The 25,084-nt window shown below is 42.0% G+C and carries 23 protein-coding genes; 7 read left to right on the top strand and 16 right to left on the bottom strand.

Translation table 11 applies throughout. The features are described from left to right. Positions 1–27 precede the first annotated feature (27 nt). The gene (dhaL, locus tag AC5JM2_RS25435) at positions 28–666 is read right to left on the bottom strand and encodes a dihydroxyacetone kinase subunit DhaL (RefSeq protein ID WP_495837600.1); all 639 of its coding nucleotides are present in this window, start codon (positions 664–666) and stop codon (positions 28–30) included. Between the two features lie 3 nt (positions 667–669). Next, positions 670–1,743 carry a dihydroxyacetone kinase subunit DhaK gene (gene dhaK / locus AC5JM2_RS25430; RefSeq protein WP_495837599.1) on the bottom strand — a complete coding sequence of 358 codons (1,074 nt, stop codon included), beginning with the start codon at positions 1,741–1,743 and terminating at the stop codon, positions 670–672. Between the two features lie 602 nt (positions 1,744–2,345). On the opposite strand from dhaK, the gene AC5JM2_RS25425 reads away from it, so the two are divergent. From AC5JM2_RS25425 to AC5JM2_RS25415, 3 genes are all read left to right on the top strand, one after another. Next, complete coding sequence (locus tag AC5JM2_RS25425; protein WP_495837598.1) at positions 2,346–3,164, top strand: SDR family NAD(P)-dependent oxidoreductase; 819 nt, start codon at positions 2,346–2,348, stop codon at positions 3,162–3,164. A 444-nt stretch (positions 3,165–3,608) separates the two neighbouring features. Next, positions 3,609–3,815 carry a hypothetical protein gene (locus AC5JM2_RS25420; RefSeq protein ID WP_495837597.1) on the top strand — a complete coding sequence of 69 codons (207 nt, stop codon included), beginning with the start codon at positions 3,609–3,611 and terminating at the stop codon, positions 3,813–3,815. A gap of 70 nt (positions 3,816–3,885) precedes the next feature. Then, positions 3,886–4,665 carry a hypothetical protein gene (locus AC5JM2_RS25415; protein ID WP_495837596.1) on the top strand — a complete coding sequence of 260 codons (780 nt, stop codon included), beginning with the start codon at positions 3,886–3,888 and terminating at the stop codon, positions 4,663–4,665. Between the two features lie 304 nt (positions 4,666–4,969). Here the strand turns inward: AC5JM2_RS25415 and AC5JM2_RS25410 are convergent, their stop codons facing one another. Beyond that, positions 4,970–5,116, bottom strand: a complete 147-nt coding sequence (locus AC5JM2_RS25410; protein WP_495837595.1) for a hypothetical protein — start codon at positions 5,114–5,116, stop codon at positions 4,970–4,972. A 55-nt stretch (positions 5,117–5,171) separates the two neighbouring features. Here AC5JM2_RS25410 and AC5JM2_RS25405 point away from each other — a divergent pair, with 55 nt between their 5' ends. After that, positions 5,172–8,489 carry a two-partner secretion domain-containing protein gene (locus tag AC5JM2_RS25405; protein WP_495837594.1) on the top strand — a complete coding sequence of 1,106 codons (3,318 nt, stop codon included), beginning with the start codon at positions 5,172–5,174 and terminating at the stop codon, positions 8,487–8,489. Between the two features lie 167 nt (positions 8,490–8,656). Here AC5JM2_RS25405 and AC5JM2_RS25400 read toward each other — a convergent pair whose 3' ends face one another. From AC5JM2_RS25400 to AC5JM2_RS25360, 9 genes are all read right to left on the bottom strand, one after another. Beyond that, on the bottom strand, positions 8,657–9,100 hold the full coding sequence (locus AC5JM2_RS25400; protein WP_495837593.1) for a type II toxin-antitoxin system VapC family toxin: 444 nt from the start codon (positions 9,098–9,100) through the stop codon (positions 8,657–8,659). A 20-nt stretch (positions 9,101–9,120) separates the two neighbouring features. Next, on the bottom strand, positions 9,121–9,327 hold the full coding sequence (locus AC5JM2_RS25395; protein WP_495837592.1) for a hypothetical protein: 207 nt from the start codon (positions 9,325–9,327) through the stop codon (positions 9,121–9,123). Positions 9,328–9,655: 328 nt separating this feature from the next. Beyond that, complete coding sequence (locus AC5JM2_RS25390) at positions 9,656–10,234, bottom strand: HMA2 domain-containing protein (RefSeq protein WP_495837591.1); 579 nt, start codon at positions 10,232–10,234, stop codon at positions 9,656–9,658. A gap of 169 nt (positions 10,235–10,403) precedes the next feature. After that, positions 10,404–10,712 (bottom strand): DUF5132 domain-containing protein, encoded by a 309-nt coding sequence (locus AC5JM2_RS25385; protein WP_495837590.1) that lies wholly within the window; start codon positions 10,710–10,712, stop codon positions 10,404–10,406. Positions 10,713–10,786: 74 nt separating this feature from the next. Beyond that, on the bottom strand, positions 10,787–13,054 hold the full coding sequence (locus tag AC5JM2_RS25380) for a heavy metal translocating P-type ATPase (RefSeq protein ID WP_495837589.1): 2,268 nt from the start codon (positions 13,052–13,054) through the stop codon (positions 10,787–10,789). A gap of 131 nt (positions 13,055–13,185) precedes the next feature. After that, positions 13,186–14,145, bottom strand: coding sequence for a hypothetical protein (locus AC5JM2_RS25375; RefSeq protein WP_495837588.1), 960 nt, complete (start codon positions 14,143–14,145; stop codon positions 13,186–13,188). Continuing rightward, entirely contained in the window at positions 14,105–15,577 is a 1,473-nt protein-coding gene (locus AC5JM2_RS25370; protein WP_495837587.1) for an HMA2 domain-containing protein, read from the bottom strand. Before AC5JM2_RS25370 ends, AC5JM2_RS25375 begins: the two co-directional genes overlap by 41 nt. 94 nt (positions 15,578–15,671) lie before the next feature. Continuing rightward, positions 15,672–16,205, bottom strand: coding sequence for a peptide deformylase (gene def, locus AC5JM2_RS25365; protein ID WP_495837586.1), 534 nt, complete (start codon positions 16,203–16,205; stop codon positions 15,672–15,674). A 368-nt stretch (positions 16,206–16,573) separates the two neighbouring features. Continuing rightward, positions 16,574–17,908 carry an HhoA/HhoB/HtrA family serine endopeptidase gene (locus AC5JM2_RS25360; RefSeq protein WP_495837585.1) on the bottom strand — a complete coding sequence of 445 codons (1,335 nt, stop codon included), beginning with the start codon at positions 17,906–17,908 and terminating at the stop codon, positions 16,574–16,576. Between the two features lie 176 nt (positions 17,909–18,084). On the opposite strand from AC5JM2_RS25360, the gene dnaA reads away from it, so the two are divergent. After that, on the top strand, positions 18,085–19,467 hold the full coding sequence (dnaA, locus tag AC5JM2_RS25355) for a chromosomal replication initiator protein DnaA (RefSeq protein ID WP_495837584.1): 1,383 nt from the start codon (positions 18,085–18,087) through the stop codon (positions 19,465–19,467). A 349-nt stretch (positions 19,468–19,816) separates the two neighbouring features. Next, positions 19,817–20,983 carry a DNA polymerase III subunit beta gene (gene dnaN / locus AC5JM2_RS25350; RefSeq protein ID WP_495837583.1) on the top strand — a complete coding sequence of 389 codons (1,167 nt, stop codon included), beginning with the start codon at positions 19,817–19,819 and terminating at the stop codon, positions 20,981–20,983. Between the two features lie 168 nt (positions 20,984–21,151). On the opposite strand, the gene AC5JM2_RS25345 is transcribed toward dnaN, so the two are convergent. Then, positions 21,152–22,330, bottom strand: coding sequence for a TRC40/GET3/ArsA family transport-energizing ATPase (locus tag AC5JM2_RS25345; protein WP_495837582.1), 1,179 nt, complete (start codon positions 22,328–22,330; stop codon positions 21,152–21,154). Between the two features lie 43 nt (positions 22,331–22,373). Beyond that, entirely contained in the window at positions 22,374–22,763 is a 390-nt protein-coding gene (locus tag AC5JM2_RS25340) for a C6orf136 family protein (RefSeq protein ID WP_495837581.1), read from the bottom strand. Positions 22,764–23,064: 301 nt separating this feature from the next. Here AC5JM2_RS25340 and AC5JM2_RS25335 point away from each other — a divergent pair, with 301 nt between their 5' ends. After that, positions 23,065–23,196, top strand: a complete 132-nt coding sequence (locus tag AC5JM2_RS25335) for an SbcC/MukB-like Walker B domain-containing protein (protein ID WP_495837580.1) — start codon at positions 23,065–23,067, stop codon at positions 23,194–23,196. A 210-nt stretch (positions 23,197–23,406) separates the two neighbouring features. On the opposite strand, the gene AC5JM2_RS25330 is transcribed toward AC5JM2_RS25335, so the two are convergent. Both AC5JM2_RS25330 and AC5JM2_RS25325 read right to left on the bottom strand, forming a co-directional pair. After that, positions 23,407–23,985 carry a hypothetical protein gene (locus tag AC5JM2_RS25330; RefSeq protein WP_495837579.1) on the bottom strand — a complete coding sequence of 193 codons (579 nt, stop codon included), beginning with the start codon at positions 23,983–23,985 and terminating at the stop codon, positions 23,407–23,409. A 139-nt stretch (positions 23,986–24,124) separates the two neighbouring features. Then, positions 24,125–25,084, bottom strand: a complete 960-nt coding sequence (locus AC5JM2_RS25325) for a phosphodiester glycosidase family protein (RefSeq protein WP_495837578.1) — start codon at positions 25,082–25,084, stop codon at positions 24,125–24,127.

The following is a 25,084-nucleotide window of genomic DNA, read 5'->3' as shown; positions in this document are numbered from 1 at the left end:
GAATGAAACGCGGTGAAGTCTTTTGCTTCATACACCAGAACTTTCCAGCACTTCCGACAAACTCTTCAGCATCCAATAACAAGAAGTCGCCCCTGGATCTTCATGTCCTATGCTGCGTTCTCCCAAATAACTCGCTCGTCCTTTTTTGGCAATCATCGGCGCAGTATATTTCACCCCCTGTTCTGCTGCTGCTACAGCACGTTGCATTGCTTCCAATGTACCCTCCCCCTGACTAACAGCTTCTTGAAAAGCGATAACTGCCGGAGTTAGGACATCTATCATCGTTTTGTCGCCAACTTGTGCTTTACCACGCCCAAGGACACCATCTAATCCTGCTTTGAGCATTTGAAGTACATTTTCAGCAGTGAGTTCTTCCTTTCCAGCTACGGCTGTACTTGCTCGTAGAAAGAAAGTCCCATAAAGAGGACCACTTGCACCGCCGATTGAGGAAATGAGAGTCATGCTCACCGTTTTCAAAATGCTACCGATGTCTTTATCTGCAACAGTCGGTAACTGAGCGATCGCCTTTTTGAAACCGCGATCCATATTGATCCCGTGATCAGCATCTCCAATCGCCGCATCTAATTCTGTCAAATAATCTTTATTTTGCTCTATCTGGGTTGCAAATGTTTGCAACCATCGTAAAATCTGCTGTTTTGTCACCATACATCAAACTCCCCATCGCAGACTTGGTGTTTTTACAGGTGCATCCCATAACCGAATCATCTCATCATCCAACTTTAGCAGTGTTATCGAACAACCTTGCATATCCAAAGAAGTGATATAAGGACCAATCAGGTTTCGCACAATCTGCAGTCCCTTCTTTTCGCAGATTTCAGCCAGTTTGCGGTAGATGATATAAAGTTCAGAAATCGGAGTACCCCCCATACTATTAACGAAAGCTAGTACTTTATCACCTTGCTGAAAAACCGGATCAATCAGTTCCACATCCATCCACTCGCCTTTTTCTTCATCCCACTCGCGCACTGTCCGGGTATAGGGTGCATCCTCGATAATTGATAGCGCCAGCATCTCAGTTATCTCATCGGCTGATTTGAGGTTAATGCGTTTGCGTCCTGGTTCACCGTGGATACCGATGCCCATTTCGATTTCGCGATCGCCTAATTCAAAGGTAGGTGTCATCCGCGCGGGTACTGTGCAGGAAGTCAGCGCCATTCCCATACTTCGACCATTTTTATTAATATAACGACATAAATCTGCAATCTTGTGCAAATCATACCCCTGCTGTGCCGCCGCACCACAAATTTTTTCTGCTAGGACTGTTGTGCCTACACCACGGCGTCCCTGAGTATAGAGGCTGTCCTTGACTGCCACATCATCATCAATCAGAATACTTAATACATGGATACTCTCGCTACGGGCTAACTCCGTTGCCATCTCAAAGTTCATCACATCGCCGCTGTAATTCTTGACGATATAAAGGATACCAGCCCCACCATCTACTCTCTTTGCAGCCTCCAACATTTGGTCTGGGGTAGGAGAAGTGAAAACCTCTCCTGGACAGGCGGCATCCAGCATTCCCATCCCCACAAATCCAGCGTGCATTGGCTCATGACCGCTCCCACCACCAGAAATAATTGCTACCTTACCTAGTATTGGTGCATCGGCTCGATAAACAAAAGCAGGCTCATAATGTACTTTAATCAAATCGGGGTGAGCCGCAGCCATACCCTCTAAATTTTCGCGTATAAAGTCTTCAGGTTTATTAATAAGCTTTTTCATAGTCTTGTCGCTCCTCATTTAGAAGTTACTAAAACCAAGAATAAAGCACTGTTGCTCCTTCGTCATTTCTGAGAGCTTTGTAAAGTTAAGTAAAACTTAATGATTGTTGTTAAGAAATGTTGCAAGTACTTGATCCCCTTGCTAGCGTATGCAAAGACAGTTGGTTCTGGTAGACACTTATATCTAAAAGAGGTGCCATCTATGCTACACGTAATTGTTGGCTTTTCACTGATTCACTGATTGTAGTGTTGTCCGAAAGGTATTTCTCTAACTGGTTTACACCAATTTTCCGGTAAGACAGCTAAGAGATATTTCTGTTGCTCGTTTGGCTACACTAAAGACGACTTGAGACAGTTGTTAATTTGCTTGATTGTTACATATTGCCAGTCCAACTCAAAGTTTACTGAAATCTGACTAAATATATACCCAAAGTTTTTCTCGAAGAATGCGGTAAGAGAAGCTTTCTTACTGCCAAGGATTTGGTTCAACCAGTTACCAGTTACCAGTTGTCAGCTATCAGTTACCAGTTATCAGTAGTTGTTGTCATTTGAAATTTTGATAACTGTTCACTGTTCACTGATTTAACTCACGAGGTTTTAGTGATGAATATTCAAGGAAAGACGGCTCTTGTTACCGGAGCCTCACGTGGTATTGGGCGAGCGATCGCCTTTGAATTAGCAAGACAAGGAATAAAACGCTTGTTGTTAGTTGCACGAGACAGTGCTTGTTTAGCTGAAGTAGCCTCTGAGATAGAGATGCTTGGTGTGGAGGCTATTACCCTACCTTTGGATTTGTCTGAAGTGGTGGAAGTGAATATTGCGATCGCCCAAGCTTGGCGAGATTATGGACCAATAGATCTACTTGTTAACTGTGCTGGAGTTGCCCACCAAACACCCTTCTTAAAGTCTCGACTACCAAATGTGCAGGTAGAGATTAACGTCAATTTAATCGGAATGTATACCATGACTCGTCTAGTTGCCCGACGCATGGTAGCACAAGGCTCAGGGACAATCGTTAACGTATCTAGCTTGATGGGCAAAGTGGCTGCACCAACAATGGCGACTTATTCAGCCACCAAGTTTGCAATTGTAGGATTTACTCAAGCCCTACGCGGTGAGCTAGCCAAACACAACATCCGAATTGTAGCCTTGTTACCATCCCTGACCGATACTGATATGGTGCGAGAATTAGAGTGGTTTCGCTGGGTAGTACCCATAACTCCCCAGAAAGTCGCTCAGGCATTGATTAAAGGACTACAAAGAAATTCACCTGAAATCTTAGTAGGATGGCAAAGTCATGTAGCCGTGTGGTGTAACCGCATTGCTCCTTGGCTATTGGAAAAAGTTTTATTGATGACGGTTCCCCAAGACAGACAACCGCGTTATCAAAGATTCAGAGACGCTAGAGCAACGTCACGTTGAGGTTTTTTATAGAGCTTCTGGCTTTGTTGTCATAGAGTCGGAACCCCCCTCAAGCGATCGCTCAACAGGATCTCTTGGGACTCAGCGTGGCACGAATGTGCTATAAATTCCACAGGTGTAGAGACGTTGATGCAACTTCTCTACATTAAGCTTTTAATCTGCCTTTTTATGCTCGTGATTTCGGTGTCCTTAATATTCTCTCAAAAATCAAATATTTCTATCGTTCTTACATAATTTAAGATTCATAAAAATATATAAAAATGTATTGTTAGGATGCTATTATTCAAAACAATAGTCTATCTCGAATAAACATCAGATAACGAAGTATGTGATGAGTGCGTACTAGAAATAGAAAAGCATTTTTAAAATCATTCAAATGAAAAAACAGACTTGCGTATCAATAGATTATTCTAGATAGACATAGATTAAACCCAGGTAGAACAAATGGAAAGTATCAAAGTAGAAGATTTAGATAACGAGCCAATTAGTTTTGATTTAACTGAAGAAGACTTGCAATCAATAAAAGGTGGTAGTACTACCACAGATAAAATCTCTAATGGGGAGAAAACCCACTTTCCAATTCGGATTGTCGCTATTCCTCCAAAACGTCCTTTCCAAATTCTCATTGTCGCTATTCCTAAGAGCTCATAGCCTTGAATCAAGTGGGAGTTAGTCACTCTTAAAGGAGACGATTTGCTGTTGGCATTGCTTAAGGAGAGTTATGAATATTGTCAGTGAGTTAGCGTTAAATTACCTCCAACGTTATGACTGCCAAATTTTTGGGGATTATAAAACTGTTCTCATTGAAGCGTGTGAGATTCACCCACCACCGCACGGCATGGCATGGTACGGTAATTTATATCGTCAGTTCGCCCGTAATCCTGAGTGGTTCACTAACTCCTTAATGGTGAATGCGGCTGAAGAAGGAACTGGATCAAAAGAAGTTTGGCAATTTTCGCAGGGGATCGAAAATCAGGAGTTTGCTGAGTTGGTTCGCAATCACTCCATTGATGAGTCGCGCCATTCCCTCATGTTTGTAGCGCTACTCAATATTCTGTTTCCTACACAAATAGAGGCGGATTTCCGAGCTAAGTTGCAAGCTTTTTCGCCTAAATACTATCACCACAAACATCCGCCCATAGAAACACCTTCTCCTGAGAAGACTATGGACGAATTATTGGTGATGGATGAAATTATCCAAATTAATTTTTTGGAAATACGGGCATTAATCTTGCAACTTTTGCTGCGCCCTGTACTGCAAGCCTATGCCACACCTGAGGATTTACCAAAGGTAACTCGGATGTCCGATTTGTTAATTTACGACGAAACGAAACATATTGAGTATTCTGCCTACTGCATTGGTAAATACATTGAGCAAGGTCATTCTTCTTGGGTGCGACAGATGATGATTGACCGCCAAAAAACCATCAACGAAATGTTTTTGGAGGATATAGAATTAGAAAATTCTGTTGGCACAACTGTTTTGAAAAGTAGCCGGTAAACGGTTCTTGTGACACCACAGTCGTCACCCCAACCGGGTTTTGGCTCTTACCAAAACCTCACCCTGCCCGATAGGGCAGGGTGAGGTTTTGTTAGCGTAGCGTCTCGTAGAGAGGGAGTTTTGAGTAATTTGATGCCCAACCTGCAATCATCCTCACGCCTGCTAATTGTGTTAATTCATTAACTTTGATTTTTTAAAAAACAGCCTTTCAATTAAAATCATTTTTATTACAGCGTTTTTCATCTATTTGAACCACAATCAATCGTTGGGGCGCAATGCCTTGCGCCCCTACAGTGTGGTCTATTTACCCTAAAATTGCTGTAACATACAACCATTTTAAATTTATGAAATATGATAGGCGTTCGCGTAGCGGCTGCTTTGCAGCATCGCACCCTGCGCGGCTCCCCTTGGTAGCATCGCTTAGCAGCTGCAATGGAGCATCGCGTAGCATTTGTCAAGCATATTCGCTCTTTTTAATCACTTTACCCCTATGCGCCATAGGGGGTTTGACTACTTCTATAAACAGCGTCACAGCCCAACAGGTGACTTCTGATGGAACTGTATCTACTACAGTTACCACTCCTGATGGCAAAAACTTCAATATCAATGATGGGACAACAAGGCAAGGAAACCTTTTTCACAGCTTCAAAGAATTTTCTGTACCTACAGGTGGTTCGGCTAACTTTAATAATGCAGCTGATGTGCGAAACATTATCGGTCGAGTGACAGGTGGTTCTATTTCTAATATTGATGGTGTGATTAGAGCACTAGGCAAGGCAAACTTATTTTTACTCAATCCTGCCGGGATTATTTTTGGACCAAATGCCAGTTTGAATATTGGTGGTTCCTTTTTGGGGACCACAGCGCACAGTTTCCTGTTTGACAATGGGTTTGAGTTTAGTGCAACTGATCCGCAAGCACCGCCGTTGTTAACTATAAATGTTCCGATTGGGTTGAGGTTTCGGGATAATCCGGGAAATATCACTAATCAGTCCAATCAGCCGACAATTGTTGATAATAATGGTAATCCTATTGGTCTTGCTGTTCCTTCTGGAAACTCTTTGGTATTAGTTGGTGGTGACATCAACTCAGATAATGGAAAAATCACAGTACCAGGCGGACGAGTGGAGTTAGGAGGATTAGCTGGAGTAGGAACAGTTGGACTAGATGTTAATGGTAATACTTTTAAACTTAATTTCCCTAATGGTAGTTTGCTGTCGAATATCACCCTGGCGAATGATGCACGAGTGGCTGTACGGGGGAATGGAGGAGGAGACATTGTAGTTAATGCAAATACTTTTAGTGCCACCAATGGTGGACGCTTGGTAGCTGGAACTGAGGGAGTGGAAAATGCAGGGGATATTACTGTTAATGCAAATAATTTTAATATCTCTGGTGTTGGGCTGAGTCAAAGAAGCGCTGGTGTAGCCAACCAGACAATTGCTGGTGCTTCTGGCAATGCAGGTAATATTTTCATCAACAGCAAATCTTATAACGCTTTATCGGGTGCAGCTGTGACCAATGATGTACTGGCAACATCACAAGGCAATGGTGGCAATATCAATATTACAACTGGCTCCTTCTCTTTAAGCGATGGCGCGCAATTGCTTGCCAGCACCTATGGACGAGGAAATGCAGGCAATGTGTCGGTGCGAGCGTCTGATGCTGTTGAGCTTGCAGGCAGTAACAGTTACATCCTCACCACTGTGGAAGCAGGAGGTGTGGGCAATGGTGGCAATATCAACATTAATGCTGCTTCACTTTCACTCAAGGATGGTGCTCAACTGATAACCCTAGTTCGCGAAAAATCTTCTACCCAGCCAGCTGGAAGGGGGAATGCAGGCAATGTCACAGTGAATGTTACAGGACCAGTGACGATTGCTGGAGTTGGTGGCGGATTTTCCAGTGGGATTTTCAGCTATGTGGACACGGGGACGACGGGTAATGGGGGTAACATTACTATTTCTTCTGGCTCCTTGTCTTTAAGGAATGGCGCTCAACTGACTGCCAACACATATGGAGAAGGAAACGCAGGCAATTTGTTTATTAAAGTCGATGAATTAGTAGAAGTAGTAGATACTAGGGGAAAAATTGAAGGGGACACTTTTGTGACCACTGATGTGGGACCAGGAGGCACGGGAAAAGGAGGAGATTTAACCATCAACACTAAGCGTTTGGTTGTCCAAAATTCACGAGTATCTGCTTCAACTTTTGGCAAGGGAATTGCTGGAAACCTCACAGTAAAGGCTTCTGATTCAGTAGAATTGAGCGGAGATATACCGATAATACCAGATAGTAGTACAGGTGCTCCTGGTGGTTTATTTGCTCAAGCTGACTTAGGAAGTCAAGAACCAGCAAGAGGAGGCACACTGACAGTTGAAACAAAGCATTTGAGTATTAGTAACGGTAGCAAAGTACAGACTGCGACTTTTGGAAGAGGAGATGCAGGAAATGTAATCATTCGTGCCTCGGATATTGATATTTTCAATACACCAGATGCGAATAATTTCTTTACTACGGGTATATTTTCGGGTATTCAATTAGATCCTAGGAATACAGAAGTCAATAGAGGTGCAGGGGGAAGCGTAACTATTGCAACTGAAACGTTAAAAGTAAGAAATGGAGGAAAGATAGATACATCTAGTTACGGTATAGGAAATGCAGGCAAATTAACAATTCGTGCTTCGGATTCAATAGAAATAATAGGTGTAGATAAATACACAGATCAAAGTTTGATAGGTGCACCTGTCACTAATGTAGGGGTAGGAAATGCTGGTGATGTATATCTTGAAACTCGACGCTTGCTTGTGCAAGATGGTGGGCGAATATCAGTTCGTACACTAGGAGAAGGACAAGGGGGCAATTTAGCAATTAAAGCAAATCAAATAGACGTTTCTGGGATAGGTATAGCCCAAAATCAAAACTATCCAGCAGAAATAGCTGCAGGAGTGGGCGGAAATAGCATAGGTAAAGGGGGAAACTTAACAATTGACGTAGGAAAGTTGAATGTGAGAAATGGCGGTATAGTCAGTGTAGGTACGGAAGGGTCGGGAGATGCAGGTAACCTAGGAATTACAGCGGATTCTATTCGACTGGACAATAAGGGAGCAATTAGTGCCAATACAACCGGCGGACAAGGTAACATTCTTATAAACTCTAAGGATTTGGTATTGCGTCGCAACAGTAACATCACTACCAACGCCACAGGAGAAAACGTTATTGGTGGCAACATCAATATTAATACCGGTGTCCTGGTTGGCTTTGACAATAGCGACATCACTGCTAACTCTGCTAATTCCCGTGGTGGTAATATTAAAATCAATAGCCGAGGTATTTTTGGCTTTCAGTCTCGCAATCCTACTTCCCCAAACACAAGTGATATCACCGCCACAGGGGTAAATAGCCAGTCGAGTGGTAATGTGCAAATTAATGTAGTTGATATTGACCCCACCCAAGGGTTATTTGAATTGACAGAAACTGTGGTTGATCCGGCACAGCAGGTTGCCCAAAATCCCTGCATAAAAGGTTTTGGTAGTACTTTCACCATAACCGGACGCGGGGGACTTCCAACTGATCCAAATAAAATCCTTAGTAGTGACAATGTGCGCGTTGATTTAATTAAACCTGTCGCCAGTACGGTAAGTTCAACAAGTACAACACAAAAGCAGCCATCTCAAAAGCCACCAGTCAAAGAGATAATACCAGCACAGGGTTGGATATATAACGAAAAAGGTGAGGTGGTCTTGGTAGCTTATGATCCTACCAAGACTGGTCCACAACGATCGCAGCCAGCACCTACTAGTAACTGTGCTGCGGTGAGATAGTAATGAACGCGAATCCAACGTAGGGTGAGGACTTTACCCACTTTCCTCGTTCCTTGGCTCTGCCAAGGAATGCATAACTTGAGGCTTCGCCTCAATATAATCATTCGGAGGCGCAGCCTCCTTTGAGGCATTCCCATACAGAGCATAGGAACGAGGGATCAAAAGGTTCAAGATGCCAAAACTTCACTGAGGACAACAACGGGTAAATCAACAATATGACGGAAGCCTTTATCGTTACTCAGAAATTGGGTACAATTTACAGACAAAGCTGTAGCAGCATGAATGGCATCGGGTGTTTTAAGATTAGTGGTTGCCCGGAGATTTGCAGTTTCTCTTAGCACAGGTTTCCTGATAGGAATTAATTGTATTTTTGATGAAAAAAGCAGTTGTTCATAGTCTGCAATGAGAGATGTATCTACATTTCTCAATGGCAAGACTAATACTTCCATAATTATGATTTCGCTGCTAACAATTTCAATTTCACCTAATTGAAATTTCAACCATAAGGGTTGGAGTAATGAATAATAATCAGGATGACCTTTTATAGTATAAATCAAGACTGATGTGTCTACATAGACAATACCAGATTTGGGAAGTACTAGCTTTCCCATGAATCTCGTTCCTCTTGCAGTTATCTATCTATATTCTCCGTAGTTCTAAACGGACGTTTACTACGGATTTGTTCTATTAACTCTAGAACAGAACTTCGTTTTGATGGTGGTTTGTCAGGCAAGAGGACAAAGATATCAACTGTGTCACCTTCTTTTGCTTCTGGAATTTGAATTTCTATTTTGTTTCCTGGTAAAACATGGGTTGTAATGTGTAAAGCAGGTTGCATAATTTATTTAACTTTATCCAGTTAGCACGTTTTCATAGATTTCCGCCATTATACCCAAGATTTGCAATGACCAGAGCACGGCTAGCCTTTGCCCCTACAAATAACACGGCAGTAGGGTGGGCACTCTACTCACCTTGCAATTGTCTTTGTGATTGATGTACAGTGCCCAACGCCAGTGCTGCAGGAGGGTTTCCCTCCTGCAGCACTGGCTCCCCTACAAATTAACTGGTTTTTTGAATTTTGTTCGCGCAGCCTGCCCGTTCGCGCAGCGTGTCCTCTGGATATAGGGCATATTTTGAATTTTGAATTACTTAAGGCTACCCACCTTTTACTCTTTACTTGACTGTGCTTGACTCGTAGCGTGCAATTTAAGAAAACTATCAAAAGCGTACCAACCTAACACATACCAAGGAATAGTTTCCAATTGCAATCCCTTTGTCAATAACTGCCGAATAGAAAACACACCCAGCCCCAAAGGAAAAAGCAAGCGCAAATCAACAGCATTATTCGTCGCTTGTCTAACTCGCTTATTCAAGTCAACAACCGCATTTGATACTTCTGCTGCTGCCTCAGATTTTCCTAATGCAACATCACCAAAAATAATTCCTAAATCACGTAATGTCGCGTAAAGATTGTCAAGACTTGCATCGTCACCATCATGATTGATGACGATACTGCCATTTTGAATATTAGTCCGTACTTGGTTAATATTAGGATTTGCTTGCAGCGCATTGGCAATCCGTTGCATGTCACCAGATTGACGGTGTGGCTGTGCAACTCTCAAACGCAGTCTTCCTGGAGTAGAACTGACAACCCGCGTAGATATTGGTTGAAAAGCTTTTTTTATAGATTTTTCTTCAATAACTTTTGGCATATCAGTGAGATTAATATAACCATTTTTTGACACGTAATTATCCTCCTAATTCAGGAATTCGTAATTCGTATAACAGGGAACAGGGAACAGGGAACAAGGAGTGGATGAGTCCGTTTCCTACCTGATAACTGATAACTGTCAAGAACTACGAATTTCCTTGGTGTTCCCTGGCTCAGCCAAGGAACACGAAATGAATCGAAAGCTATGCACCATTATCGAGCGTATGGTCAACAGGGGAACCCGCAACATCAACTGCTGGTAGCTGTCTTCCTTCAGCAAGTTCTGCTCTTGCTTCGGCTACCATATCCTCCCAACTTTCGCCAACTTCTGCAACGGCTCCCTTGCTTTTTTCAAAAAGAACAAGTCCGCCTTTGATGATTGATTTGGCAATGGGTTTACCAATACCTGTCACAATCGGAATAACGACAGGTGCGAGGAGTACTGCTCCAATACCGGCTATAATACCAGGTGCGCCAGCGTCTTCAACAAAATCAGTAATTTTAGGTGCCATGATTATTTTCCTCCTGTGAACGGGAAAAATTTGATAAAGTTGTTTAGTCTACTATCGTTAAGATAGCTATCATCTTATCTTGCTGATGGTAGAGCTTTTTGTTTGCGGTTTTTAAGAATTGGGCGCAAACCATTAACTCCGGCAACAACTGTTGAGCCATTGTTAACTACAGTTGCTGCTAGGGGGTTAAGACCAAACAAAACTGCGATCGCTAATGCTGCTACGTTAGGAACAGCAATAAGACCTGTGTTTTGCTGAATTATTTGCCTAGCATTGCGGGCAATTTCAATCGCCTCCAACAAACCATGCAAGTCATTCTGCATCAGCACTACGTCTGCTGTTTCGCGAGCGATTTCAGAACCATTGGCGAAGGAAACAGAAACATCAGCATAGGCTAAAGCTGGCGAATCATTGATTCCATCACCAACAAATGCAACTGTCTTACCTTGTTCGTGTAGCTCACGGACAACAGTTGCTTTCTGCTCAGGAAAAGCTTCTGCGTGGGTGTGCGTTGGAGGAATTCCCAATTGAGAGGCTACAGCGCTAGCAGTTCGTTTGTTATCCCCAGTCAGCATGTGGACTTCCACACCTTCGACTGTCAACAGCGCTGTGATAACTTCTCGGCTTTCTGAACGGAGTACGTCACTATACTCTATCATACCTTGAAGTTGACCATTGCTAGCAACATAAATGACTGAAGTTGCCTGCTTTTGATGTCCATTGAGATCCATCTCAACGCCTTCTTGACGCAGATACCGCTCACTACCCACGTAAACAGTTTCCCCGTCAATATCTGCACGGACACCTAGACCAAGTTGGTAGTCCCACTTACTACGGGAAAGCGTTTGTATTCCTTGTTCTTGAGCATAGCGGACGATCGCCTCCGCCACTGGGTGAGTCAGGCGCTGCTCAGCCGCTGCTGCAAGTTCCAGCACTCGTGTTGTTGATGTTGCAGGATTTCGACTTTCGACACCAACAACAGCCACTTCACCTTTCGTCAGTGTGCCTGTTTTATCAAACACAATCGTGTCAACTTCTGCAAGTTTTTCTAGTGCTCGTCCGCTACGAATCAGAACACCGTGCCGCGCTGAGTATGTTAGTGCTGCTAATACCGTTGTTGGTATTGAGACACGAATTCCCGTGCATAAATCGAGAGTGAAGATACTGGCTGCTCGTGCTGGGTTACGAGTTAGGGCAAATACTGCACTGCCAAGTAGCAAAGTTGGCACAACTGCTTTTTGAGCAATATTCAGAGCATAATTTTCCATACGGGTATCGTGGACGGGAGCTTCTTGCATTAACCGAATGCTCTGTCCAGCACAAGTATCATTACCTAGCCGTTCCGCCGAAATATAAATTCGTCCCTCGCGCATGAGAGTTGAGGCGTAAACGGTTTGTCCCTTTTTCTTCAAGACAGGCATAGACTCACCAGTGAGTTTCTGCTCATCCAGTAGCGCTTTACCTCGTAGAATAGTACCATCAACTGGAACTTGTTCGCCGGGGTAAACTATGACTGTATCGCCTCGCACCACATCTTGGATCGGAATTTGCACCTTTTCGCCATCGCGTTCCACCCAGACAAACTGTCCGAGAGAACTGAGTAGATCCAGAGTTTGTTGAGCTGAAGAACGAGCCGTGCGATCGCGTATATTCTCGCCAATTTCAATCAAACTCAACATCAGCGCAGGTGTGAGAAATTGACCCTGGACTGTGGTAATGGCAATAGCAATAAAATCTAGAAAGTCAATATTCAGTTTTCGCTCATCCCTGATTCCCTCCCAAGCTCGTTTAAAAACAGGTAATGTGGCAAGGGTTATGCTTCCTGCAACCATAACAGGCGGAATAGACCATCCTAGCGGTCCACTCAATACAGCTAAAGTCGTGGCCAAAGCCGAAAGTTGCATTCCTGGCCAAGGTTTTTCTTCTGCATCCGATGCAGGTTGTGGCTGGGAGGGTTTAACAACGACGACTTCACTAGCTGCTTGAATTAAATGATCCAGATGCGAATATATCTTAGTATCTGAAACTTTGCTGGATTTATAAGTCACTGTTAGTGACGCCGCTGCACGGTTAATACGAACACTTGCCACAAGGGTGTCAGCTTCTAATAACACTTGTAGACGCTGTGCATAATCCGCATCATAAAGCAAACGAGGTACTCGCAACCTCAGTCTTTCCGGGAGCCTATGCACAATAGTGTATGGAACTTCGCAAGACTTAACCAGTGGGTGTCCATTTGAGTGTCCATTACTCTCAACTCTAGAAATCCCATTTTTTGCTGTTACAGCTACTTGGGATACATCACTTCTGGAAGTTGGTAGTTGCACACTGAGTTTTGCCATTTCTTCTCTCTTATACAAAGTTTGTTCAAATCGGACTTTTAAAAATCTGCTGTTTTGAGATTAAGACAGGGTACTTCAGGCAGTTCAAAGACAACTGCCTTGAGACTTGGTGGGGCTTGAATTTGACTGCCTTATTTGCAAAAGTGAGTAAGAGTCTCTTCTGGTTGACTCATGGAAACTACACCATCGCTAGCAGCAGATTCAATTAGAGTGGATAAATATGATATGACCTGTTCCAAAAGGTTTAAAGAACGTTTTTTGGAATTGGGCAAAGTTCTGGACTTGTAGGTAATGACAATTGAGGCTGCGGCGCTATTCACGCGATGGCGCAGAACGCCCACCCCGAAGGCGCTATCGCCAGTGACAAAAGGATCTCCTTTAAGCAACGCCTCCAACCGTTGGACGTATTTTGAATCTTTGGCTATTCGAGGTATACGAAAACGTACTCGTCCTGGAATGGCATGAGCAATGCTATATGCTACTTTTGCTGGTTGCTTTGTTTTGTTGTCAGTCTTCTCAGGAGTATGATTGGACTGGTTTGACAACTTCGGTATCTTGTCTACTCCTTTTAATTGGGGGCTTGGGGATACTTTCGCTGTCTCTAATTTAGAGTCCAAAGATGTTTCCATCCTGACAAGTCCAGGATCAGATAAGACGTTTGCCCCCACAGGTTCATAACCATTCTCTTTTTCTTGTGCAACACTCGGACAACTAGCTGCTTGAGATACGAAGGATGAACTGGCTGGCTTTTCTTCTGGTTTGCCTGCAAACTCAATAATACTAGCCAAACACAGACGCATCTCCACATCTGGCACTCCAGGTTGGTAATCTATGACAATAGATCCTGCGTTCTTGTTAACTTTGTGACTTATAACCCGAGGATCACAAGCAAGCAAAGTTAGCAAGCGCTGCACATATGTGGGATCTACAGATATTTGAGGGACACAAAAGCCTACGCTACCAGAAGTTGCATAGACAATACTGTAAGCGATCACACAATTTGCCTTTGCTGTTGGATAACTAGTCTGTTGTTCTACGATCTGAGATTCTCTATATGATTGGGATGCTAATTGCGTTGTTAAACCAGCCATTTATGTCCTCCAGTATTCCTTGGTCTGAAACACGGTCTAATGGAAAGTTCGCCATGAAGGATAGAGCTGTATTCAAAGCTGGAGATTTAAAATCAGACCACAGACCAGCTGTTTCTACTATGGGTTGCTCTTTTAGCGTTGTTGATTTCGGAGGTTCTTGGCTGGGCTGATCAATTGGTTGTGTCAACGCTTGGTTTGTTTTTCTCTTTCTGGCGTTTGTTTGCGCAGTTGATTTGGCAAGTTCTTCGCCCTGTTGAGCAACTGGTTGTGTCAGCGCGTGGTTTGTTTTTCTCTTTCTAGCGTTTGTTTGCGCAGTTGATTTGGCAAGTTCTTCGCCCTGTTGAGCAACTGGTTGTGTCAGCGCGTGGTTTGTTTTTCTCTTTCTAGCGTTTGTTTGCGCAGTTGATTTGGCAGGTTCTTCGCTGTGTTGAGCAACTGGTTGTGTCAGCGCTTGCTCTTCTATATTTATGGGGTTTGTTGGCGCAATTGTCTTGTCTGCCAATAGCATCAAACCAACCCAATGAGATACTGGAATCTCTGATTTATAGGTAATAGCAATAGATGCAGCATCCGAACTGACGCGTACGTTTGTCACTTGGGGTTCTGTTTTGAGTAACCTTTCGAGTCGTCGTGCATAGGCGCGATCGCGTCCAATTCGAGGCACATTCAACCGAATACGTCCTGGAATCGCATGAACTACGCTGTAAGCAATTTCTGCTGGCTGTGCTGCTGGTTCAATAGATTTATCCTCCACTTTCGATAATGAAGGTTGGTCAGTTGTATTAGGTTTTATCGAAGACTTATTATCCTTTGGTTTTTGCGAAGAAGGGGCTGCACCTGTTTGTGATTTTGATTGGAGTTCGTCTATCACCCGACGAGTCGCATTTGCTGTCACATAGTAAACTGGAATCGATGCCAAACCACTGATTCCGAGTCCTCCAGTGACTGCCAATCCCGTGAATAAGGGAATAAACGAAATGCCTTGCTCTTTCCAAAAATTAGGAGATTTCCATGCCGCGAAAGGGTCTTTCAGACTTCCTGTCTGAGGCGAAGCTTGCAATGGATATATATTCAATTGCTGGAGTCGTTCCAACATTTGAGCCAAGGGCAGTTTCTTCTCATCAAAGTTAACAACTAAACTGCCTGTTTGCTCATTGACAAAGACTTCCCTCACCCCGTCTTGCTTTCGTAAGTGTTGAGAGATGGTTTCAAATATCGAGTTATTACTACCGTCAGTAGCGCGGATTCTAACACGTCCTGTTGTTGCATGAACAACTTGCAATTCAACTATGGGTGGCTGCATCAGTGACTCTGCACCAGATTTCTTAATAGTTTCACTTGATTCATCGCTTAATTGCTGAGACAAGAATAAATCCACAGGCTCTTTTTCCTGAGGACTTACTCTCTCGCTACTACTGAGAGTTTTGACCATTTACCCGATTACTGCGTCAAGCCAGATGGTTAACAATAGGTTAAGTGTACCTTAATTTCTTAGGTGAATATTCATTCTTCAGAATGATTTATAGTTAAGTATTGTTAACAAGTTGTTTCTGATATTGCTGTTCTGTGATTATATCCAGAGTACTTTCCAGCCTATCCAGAAAGATTATACCATCAAGGTGGTCATATTCATGTTGGAAAATACGAGCGACAAAATCAGTAAATTCCTGCTTTTGCGTTTTGCCATGTCGGTCTGTGTATTCCACTTCAATTTCTTGGTATCTGGGAACTAGCCCCCTAATTCCTGGAACACACAAACAACCTTCCCAGCCTTTGACTATCTCCGACGAATGGGCAATGATTTTGGGATTAATCATCGCAGTTGGTTCCATTTCTGGAGCATTGGGATATCTGGGATTGGGGCGAGAGGCAACAATAAATAAACGACAAGATTCGGCTACTTGAGGTGCAGCAATACCAACACCGTTAGCCTGAGCAACTGTCACTATGAGATCGTCAATCAGTTTTTGAATATGCTCATCGTTGATGTTTTCAACAAAGGAAGCTTTTTGACGTAGTATTGGCTGGCCTAGTTGAAGAACTGATAATAATTCACCCATGATAACTCTTAATAATAGCTTTCATCGAAAAAATTTATGAAAGAGAAAATATGAATCAGGAATATTTTTGAATTCATCATTCATACTTTATCATTTTTGCTCTATTATTATGGCGGGCGCATAAATAAACATACCATTCAAATGAGCGCGAAAAGCTTATAAGATGAGCTTCTTGTAAAAGTAAGTCGGTGCAAAAAAATCAAACTGTGTAAAGAAAAGTAAATAAGGCTCAAACTCTTTCTCTCCCTACTCCCTGCTCCCTGCTCCCTGCTTTATTCCAACAAGAATTATTTACGCCGACCTACTAAGTGCGTCCCCGTAGAGCATGTTTGAAATGAGCGAATAAGCGAATTCTGCTTTTCGCTGTACTAACTTCCACGTCGAACTGGTAAAGGTGCGGGTTGAATAGCTATTTGTGTTATTTGCCCATTACGTAGTACTTGCAATTCTAAAGAAGAGCCAATTTTACTCTTCTCGACTATCTTTTGCACTTGTTCTATTTTAGTGACTGGCTCGTTACTAATGCTTTGAATCACATCTCCTGTTTTCAGTCCAGCAGAGGCTGCGGGAGAACGGGGGACAACATCAATTAATAAAACTCCTTTATCTGTTGTCAAGTTAATGCCAAATTTGGAATTCACTTGTTCTTTAATATCTGGAGTCAAAGTCGCCATTGTAATACCTAAATAAGGATGTTCAACCTTACCTTTTGCTATTAATTGCTGAGCAATCCCCTGGGCGGTATTAATAGGAATGGCAAATCCTAACCCTTGAGCGCCGCGAATGATGGCTGTGTTCATCGCAATCACATCCCCGCGAGCATTTAACAGTGGTCCACCAGAGTTACCAGGGTTAATAGCAGCATCAGTTTGAATGAAATCAACACGTTTATCAGTAACACCAATGTCACTGCTAGAACGACCTATCGCGCTGATAATGCCAGATGTGACTGTATAGTCCAAACCAAGAGGATTACCGATCGCAATCACCGCTTCTCCTGGTTGTAATAATTCAGAGTTACCTATAGAAACAGTTGGCAGGTTATTTGCCTCTATTTTAATCACAGCGACATCTGTTACTGGGTCTTCACCCATTACGCGCCCCTTAAAAGAGCGACCATCTTTCAGTTTTACTGTCACGCTTTGAGCACCGTTAACCACATGGGAATTGGTCAAGATTTGACCGCCAGCGTTAATAATGAACCCAGAACCGCTACCCTGTTCGATTCTTTCTCTTGGCTGTGAGCTAAAAAACCGCCGAATAACTGGATCGTCAAATTCCTCAGGAACTTGAGAAACGATAGTCCTTGCAGCATCAATGCGAACAACTGCGGGTCCTACTTTTTGTACAACCCCAACCACAAAGTTAGGATTATTGGACGAGGAGACAACAGGTAAAATACTTGGGGGGGTGTTATCTGTTGTCTTTTGGACTGACGTTTGAGCCTGAGCATCTGTTTTTGTAGCATTAAGGGTACCAGCAGGGATGGAACAACCCCCAATAGACATCATTGCCCCACTACCAAGCAGCACGACCAAAATACCATTTATTGACCACCTTTGGGACAAATGCCCTTTTGGGGACACGGAAACGTGGAGACGGGGTGAGTGAGGTAGGGAGAAGGATGAGGAGAGAGCATCTCCCCTGCGGCTCTGTTTTCTTTGTTCTCTTCGCGGCTGAAAATCATAGTCTGTAGTCTTCATTTGTCTTTGTTTCTCCGTATGAATCTATGGGTGATAAAATCTTGGCTACCGGGGGTAGAGCAAGAATGATGACAACTCAACGGCTTGTTTCAGGTCTAAAATGTTGTTTGCACTTCCTTGTACTTGCTCATATCTTCATTATTATTGTGACCATTGCCGAGCATTGGTGGTAAATTATGGAAATGCCCATAGAAAATCTGTGGAGTCAGGTACTAGAACGCTTACAACTAGAGCTATCTCGTCCCACCTTTGAGACTTGGATCAAAACCGCGAGCGCTGAGCGATTGGAAAATAATTGCTTGGTAATTTTTACTGCTAACCCGTTTGCTCGTAATTGGTTACAAAAATATTACATAAAAACGATTGCTAATGTTGTACAAGATATTCTTGGTTATCCTGTAGATATTTATATCACCGTTACTCAAGGTGATGAAGTTTATCATGTTAAGGAACAAGAAGTTTCTTGGGGATCTCCGGTTCAAACCAGTCCAACAGATGCGCTGACTCAAAACCGACTAAAAACGACAGAATTAAACCTCAAGTATGTTTTCTCTCGATTTGTAGTTGGTGCGAACAATCGTATGGCTCATGCTGCAGCATTAGCTGTTGCTGAATATCCTGGAAGAGAGTTTAATCCTTTATTTTTGTGTGGTGGTGTGGGTTTAGGCAAAACTCACCTGATGCAGGCGATTGGTCACTATCGATGGGAAATTAGTCCAGATTCAAAAATATTTTACGTTTCTACTGAGCAATTTACGAATGATCTCATTGCTGCGATTCGTAACGACAGTATGCAAAGTTTCCGAGAGCATTACCGTGCTGCTGATGTCCTTTTAGTGGATGATATTCAGTTTATTGAAGGTAAAGAATATACTCAAGAAGAATTTTTCCATACTTTTAATACTTTACATGAAGCTGGTAAACAAGTCGTCTTAGCTTCTGACCGTCCTCCCAATCAAATTCCTGGCTTACAACAACGTCTGTGTTCTCGATTTTCTATGGGATTAATTGCTGATATCCAACCGCCAGATTTAGAAACGAGAATGGCTATTTTACAAAAAAAAGCTGAGTACGAAAATATTCGTCTTCCCAGGGACGTTGTTGAGTATATTGCTTCTCGCTATACTTCCAATATTCGAGAGTTGGAAGGAGCACTAATTCGTGCATTAGCGTATATTTCAATTTGGGGTTTACCAATGACGGTAGAAAATATTGCACCCGTTTTAGAACCACCAACGCAGAAGGTAGAAGCTACACCAGAAGCAATTTTATCAGTGATAGTTGAGGCTTTTGATGTATCAATAGAAGACCTTAAAGGAAACTCGCGGCGACGAGAGATTAGCTGGGCACGTCAAATAGGAATGTATCTTATGCGACAGCACACAGACCTGAGTTTACCAAGAATAGGAGAAGAATTTGGTGGAAAAGACCATACAACGGTCATGTACAGCTGTGAAAAGATTACCCAACTGCGACAAACAGATCAAAACTTAGTGAAAACACTGCGTCAATTGAGCGATCGCATTAACATGGCTAGCCGTCCCTACAAATCATCTTGATAAAAACAAACAAAATAAGTAAAAAAGCACGAACAAATCAAGCTATTACCAATGACCAATGACCAATGACTAATGACTGCCTTGACGAGTAAACTTTATTTGTACCAACCAACTTATTGTGTTTTCCACAAGAAACGCTTACCTCAAGTGTTAAGTTAAGTATAAAGAATCTTTAAAATAAAATTGCTTTGTGGAAAGTTTTTTATTTTTTGTGGAAAACTTTCCACAAATCTGTGGAAAACTTACTTAAGTATAAATACTCTGTGGAAAAACAGGGTTAGTTTTCCACAAGTTTTCCACATTTTCCACAGGTACGACGACTGAATAACTAAAAATAATAAAGTTGACCATGAAATTAGTTTGCACCCAAAGCGACCTTAGTACTAACCTCTCACTCACCAGCCGTGCTGTACCTTCACGCCCAACACATCCAGTACTTGCCAACGTACTACTACAAGCGGATGCTGAAACTAACCAAGTCAGCTTAACAGCATTTGATCTGAGTTTGGGTATCCGTACAAGTTTTAGCGCCGAAGTATTGCACTCTGGAGAAATTGCGATCCCCGCCAAGCTGCTTAATGACATCACTACTCGCCTTCCAGAAGGTGAAATTACTCTAGAAAATGAATCAACTTCTACAGATGATCCCTTAGCAGGGGAAGGCTCAATTGTGACTCTGATACCCAAAAGCGGGCGTTATCAAGTACGCGCAATGGGAGCACAAGAGTTTCCAGAACTCCCTGTTATTGAAAATACTCCAGCACTACATATTCCTGCTGGTGCATTAATTGAAGGATTACGAGGTTCTTTATTTGCAACTAGTGCAGATGAAACAAAACAAGTTCTTACCGGCGTACATTTAACAGTTCAACAAGACACACTGGAATTTGCAGCAACTGACGGACATCGTTTAGCTGTCGTACAGACGACTAATGAGAGTCCAGATACAAATACGGAAACTCGTTTAGAAGTGACAGTACCAGCTAGAGCTTTAAGGGAATTAGAACGGATGCTGGCTCACGCGAACTCAGAAGAGGAACCTGTAGCGTTGTATTTTGACCAAGGCCAAGTTATTTTTGAATGGCAAAATCAAAGACTGACAAGCCGTACTCTTGAAGGACAATATCCTGCTTACCGTCTACTCATTCCCCGACAATTTGAGCGAGAATTGGTTTTAGATAGGCGACAATTCTTGAGCGCTTTAGAACGAATTGCTGTATTCGCAGATCAAAAGAATAATGTTGTTAAGGTGAGCATGGATAGCGAAGAACAGGAGATTACTATATCCTGTGAAGCTCAAGATGTTGGCAATGGTAGAGAATCAATGTCAGCACAGATATTAGGAGAAGATATAGATATTGCTTTTAATATTAAATATTTGATGGAAGGTTTAAAAGCATTGCCATCTGTTGAAATTCATGTGCAGCTAAATGGAAACTTGACCCCAGTGATTTTCACTCCAGTTGGTGGTTTTAAGATGACTTATTTAGCGATGCCGGTTCAACTTAGGAATTAAATCAGTGAACAGTTAACAGTTAACAGTTAATAGTCAACAAGGGCGTATGGTGGAGGGATCGTTACTCAATGATGAAATTGATAACTCATAACTGTTAAAACCTTGGCGTTATTAGTGTCCTTCTCGTTCCTTGCCAGAGACAAGGAACGAGAAGGACAACAGAGCCTATTACACTGCAGCAAAACGGATTTTGAGATAGTCTCCGTCCATTTTTGCCCCTCCAGGTTGCAGTGCGGCCAAAGCTTGCGGTAAAACTAAATTTCGGCGATGATTACCAATTGTAATGTTTAATTCATCTCCACTTTTACTGAGTTGAACTTGATTTTTAGGAATGCCTGGTAAATATAATTCCAAACTGTATTGATTATTTTCTTGAACAACTCTAATTGTGGTTTCTTTGTAATAAACCTGAGTTGGATCTTCATCTTTATACAGTGTTTCTTTGAGACGTTCTAAAGCAGCCAAACCACACATCTCTTCAGAAAACAGTGGAACTTCCTTGACAGGTAACGGGTGGAAGTTTTCATGAATTTCGTGGCGATACTGCTTTTGATTCTCTTTCCAGCGTTGGAAAAAGGGGTCTTGTACTGCTTCGGGAATAATTCGATTTGCGACGACTAAATCTGTTGCAACGTTATATAAGCTCAAATACGCATGAGCACGAAGAGATTCTTTAATCACCATTTTTTCAGGATTGGTGACAAGGCGTACAGAGGTTTGAGTGTTATCTGTTAATACTTTTTCCAAAGCTTCTATTTGTTGATAGAATTCATAAGGTGCGTCCATCACCTCTTTGTCTGGTAAAGAAAAACCAGCAATTGGTTTAAAAAAAGGTTCAACCAAAGGTCTAAGTGCAACAGAAATGTTTTGAAAAGGTTTGTAAAAACGCCGCATATACCAACCACTAACTTCTGGTAAACTCAACAGACGTAGTGCGGTGCCAGTAGGGGCTGAGTCAATAATCAAAACATCAAACTCCCCCTCATCGTAATGGCGTTTCATTCTAACCAAGCCAAAAATCTCATCCATGCCTGGTAAAATAGCTAATTCCTCTGCCTGCACCCCCTCTAAACCGCGTGCTTGTAAAACTTGAGTAATGTAGCGCTTTACAGCACCCCAGTTTCCCTCTAGTTCTAATAGTGCATCCAGTTCCGCACCCCACAAATTGGCGCGAATTTGTTTCGGTGCGTGTCCCAGTTCTAGATCAAAACTGTCTGCCAGAGAATGAGCAGGATCTGTACTCAAAACAAGTGTACGATAACCCAGTTCTGCACAACGAAGTCCAGTGGCGGCGGCTACGGAGGTTTTTCCTACGCCGCCTTTGCCTGTCATTAGAATTACACGCATGGATAGTTTGGTCCAAGATGAGAAGTATTTACATTTATTTACATTATGAACTCTTTAAGGGAAATAAATGCTGTTTCAGTACATCTAGGCGCGAACAATGCCAATAATCTATGTGAGACACAATTAACCCTTGAGGGTTGAAACGCAATTCACTCCAGCCTGGGATAGAAATACGTGGCTTCCAAGGAAGGGGGGTATTCCAGCTGAGTGTCCACTCAGTTTTGATTGTGTCTCCCTCTGTGCGAATATCGTGCAAGTCCATTTTGGGATTTAAAAACCAAGTGTCGATGAATTTAATCATCTGCTTGTATCGTTCAACACCACGAAATTTGTTGAGCGGGTCTTGAAAATAAACATCTTGAGCGTAGACGCTGTATGTCTGATTATCAGGAAATCTTTGATAGTCTTGTTTGAGAATTTCAATGAGATCCATAATGAAATAATCCAAAAGACAAACTGAAAAAACTTAAAGAATGAATATCTTATATATCTTATAAAGAATAATCGATGCTCAACACATGAAGTCATTTCCACTGTTCTGCCAATTCATGCTTCCTTTCCACAGGTGCAAGATGTCAAGAACAGTAAATTTATGTATCAAGCAAAAAGAATCTAACTTCGGCAGCACAAGCCTTAAATGATGTTCAAAATAAGCTACAAGCAGCTACCAAGCAAGCAGAAGATGCTGAACAACAACTTACTCAGTATTCTTCAGGCGGGTTGAGTCAAGGCGAGTGCAGATCCTTTCGGGTGGTGAAACATTTGCTACTTCCTTATCAATGGCATTGGCACTCTCAGAAAAACTTTCGATGGGTGCAGAATTAGGTAGTTTGTTTTTTGATGAAGGATTTGGAACTCTGGATTGAGATACGCTCTTAAACGTTACCCAAATTCTGGAATCCTTACGACAACAAGACAAATTGATAGGAGTAATTACTCATGTTAAAGCACTCCGAGAGCGATTGCCCACACAAGTTAAGGTTCGCAAGTCTCCAGAGGGCTCCAAAATAGAAGTTGAGACATTTTAAAATTCATGTTTAAGTGTCAATGCTGATGAAATGAAGTTTCTAAAATTTTTACACAGAATTAGAATCAACTTCATTCCACAGCCGCTGTAACTGATAACGCCATGCAGCTAAAACTTCCTCTCTGGCTTGTGCACTTTGATCTAGTTCACCCATCAATCCTTCTGCATAAAAGCGTTCTAAGTTTTGCATAGTGGCTTCAAAAGACTGATTCTGCTGTTTAGCCGCTATAACAATCTGCCGAATGCGTTTTTCAATCAGCCGGTTAAAAACACTATCTAAACCATTTTGATAGAGAGAAATCAGTAGGGCGATCGCATCTGCAAAATCTTCTGGCGTTAAACTCTTGCAGTTGTGCTGAAATACCCCCCATAAAGCCCCTTCCTGCAAGGCATAACGTACATCCTGAGTTTCTTCAAAGTTTGCTTCTAAAAACTGTTCTACAAAAGGTAGAGCCTCAGAGATTGGCATAATGGGTAATAAAATGCGTAACCCGCTTTCATCATCCGATAGCAAAACTAGCAGTCGGAACTTGGGAGTTTGTACTTGCCAGTAACCTGGTGCAATAGCATTGACAGACGCTGCACTAAATAATTCTTTGAGCGTATCCGCGATTTGCGAGGGTGTCATAGTCTTTTTTTTTTGCTTCAGTTTCTAGCGTACCTTTTTCAGCTAGCAATATTATCTGCTTTACTCATAAGTCTTTCTTTTGACGTAGCTGTCTTTTCATTAATTGCTATTTTTTTATTTGATTGACTTAAGAGCTTAATTAATTCTTTAAATGTTTCTTATAAATTAAAAAAACTGAACCAATTGATCCTGGGTTTTCCACATAAATTTTATTATTATAGTATAGTCCTGGGGACATTCCTCCATCAAATAACATTCCTTCTTGAATCTTGCCTAAACAGTTATTACGAGCAATTCCTTCAAGAACATCATCAAACATATCTGGTAAAAGCTCTTGATTAAGTTGAGACACTTGAATATCGGAATTTGCCTTAATGTCATTAACTAGTAAAATGACATATCCTTTTTCAGATATAGCTACAAGAGAGCGATTTCTAGCTTGTTTACAAGCAAGTTCTCCTAAATCTTGACAAATATCTTTAAACCTGCCGTTACGATAAAATCTGCCATTGCCTCCCACTAAATTATAGTTAAGAATATGATCCCTTCTTCTTCCTACTTGAAGAGTTGCTTGACGCTGCCTTGGTTTAGCTGCTGATATACCGAAAGAAGAGCGTTTATTCTTAAAATCTCCTGAATATTCAACTCCCCGAGAAATATTTAAGCCTTGAGGTTTATTATTAGTATCGATGTAATCGGCATTAATTGCCGCAATTGGTAGTTGGCCGTTTAATTTTGCGTTTTCATTACTTACGAGTTCATGAAATAATTTTGGTATATATTCTTGACGAAATTTACCTTTATTGTCTTTTGCATAAAGCGGATGAGACAAACCCAAATTGACTTTAAAGTCTAAGGATTCTGATTTTGGGTGAAAAATAATGACATGGTTAATACCTTTTGTATATCTTTCGCCCTGATTATTGGTTTTGAAGAAAGCAATACTGAATTCAGAATTTTCTCCTAAACAAGTTTGGGAGGCTTCACTTGATGCATTGAAGTTAATATATTGACAGCCAGCTAAAAAACCAATAACGATTATAAATATAAAAAAGAAAATTCTTGTATTTTTATAAAAAAGACAAAACTTAGTCATCAT

Source organism: Brasilonema angustatum (assembly GCF_059505445.1).
This window is presented reverse-complemented; position numbering and strand designations above follow the sequence as displayed.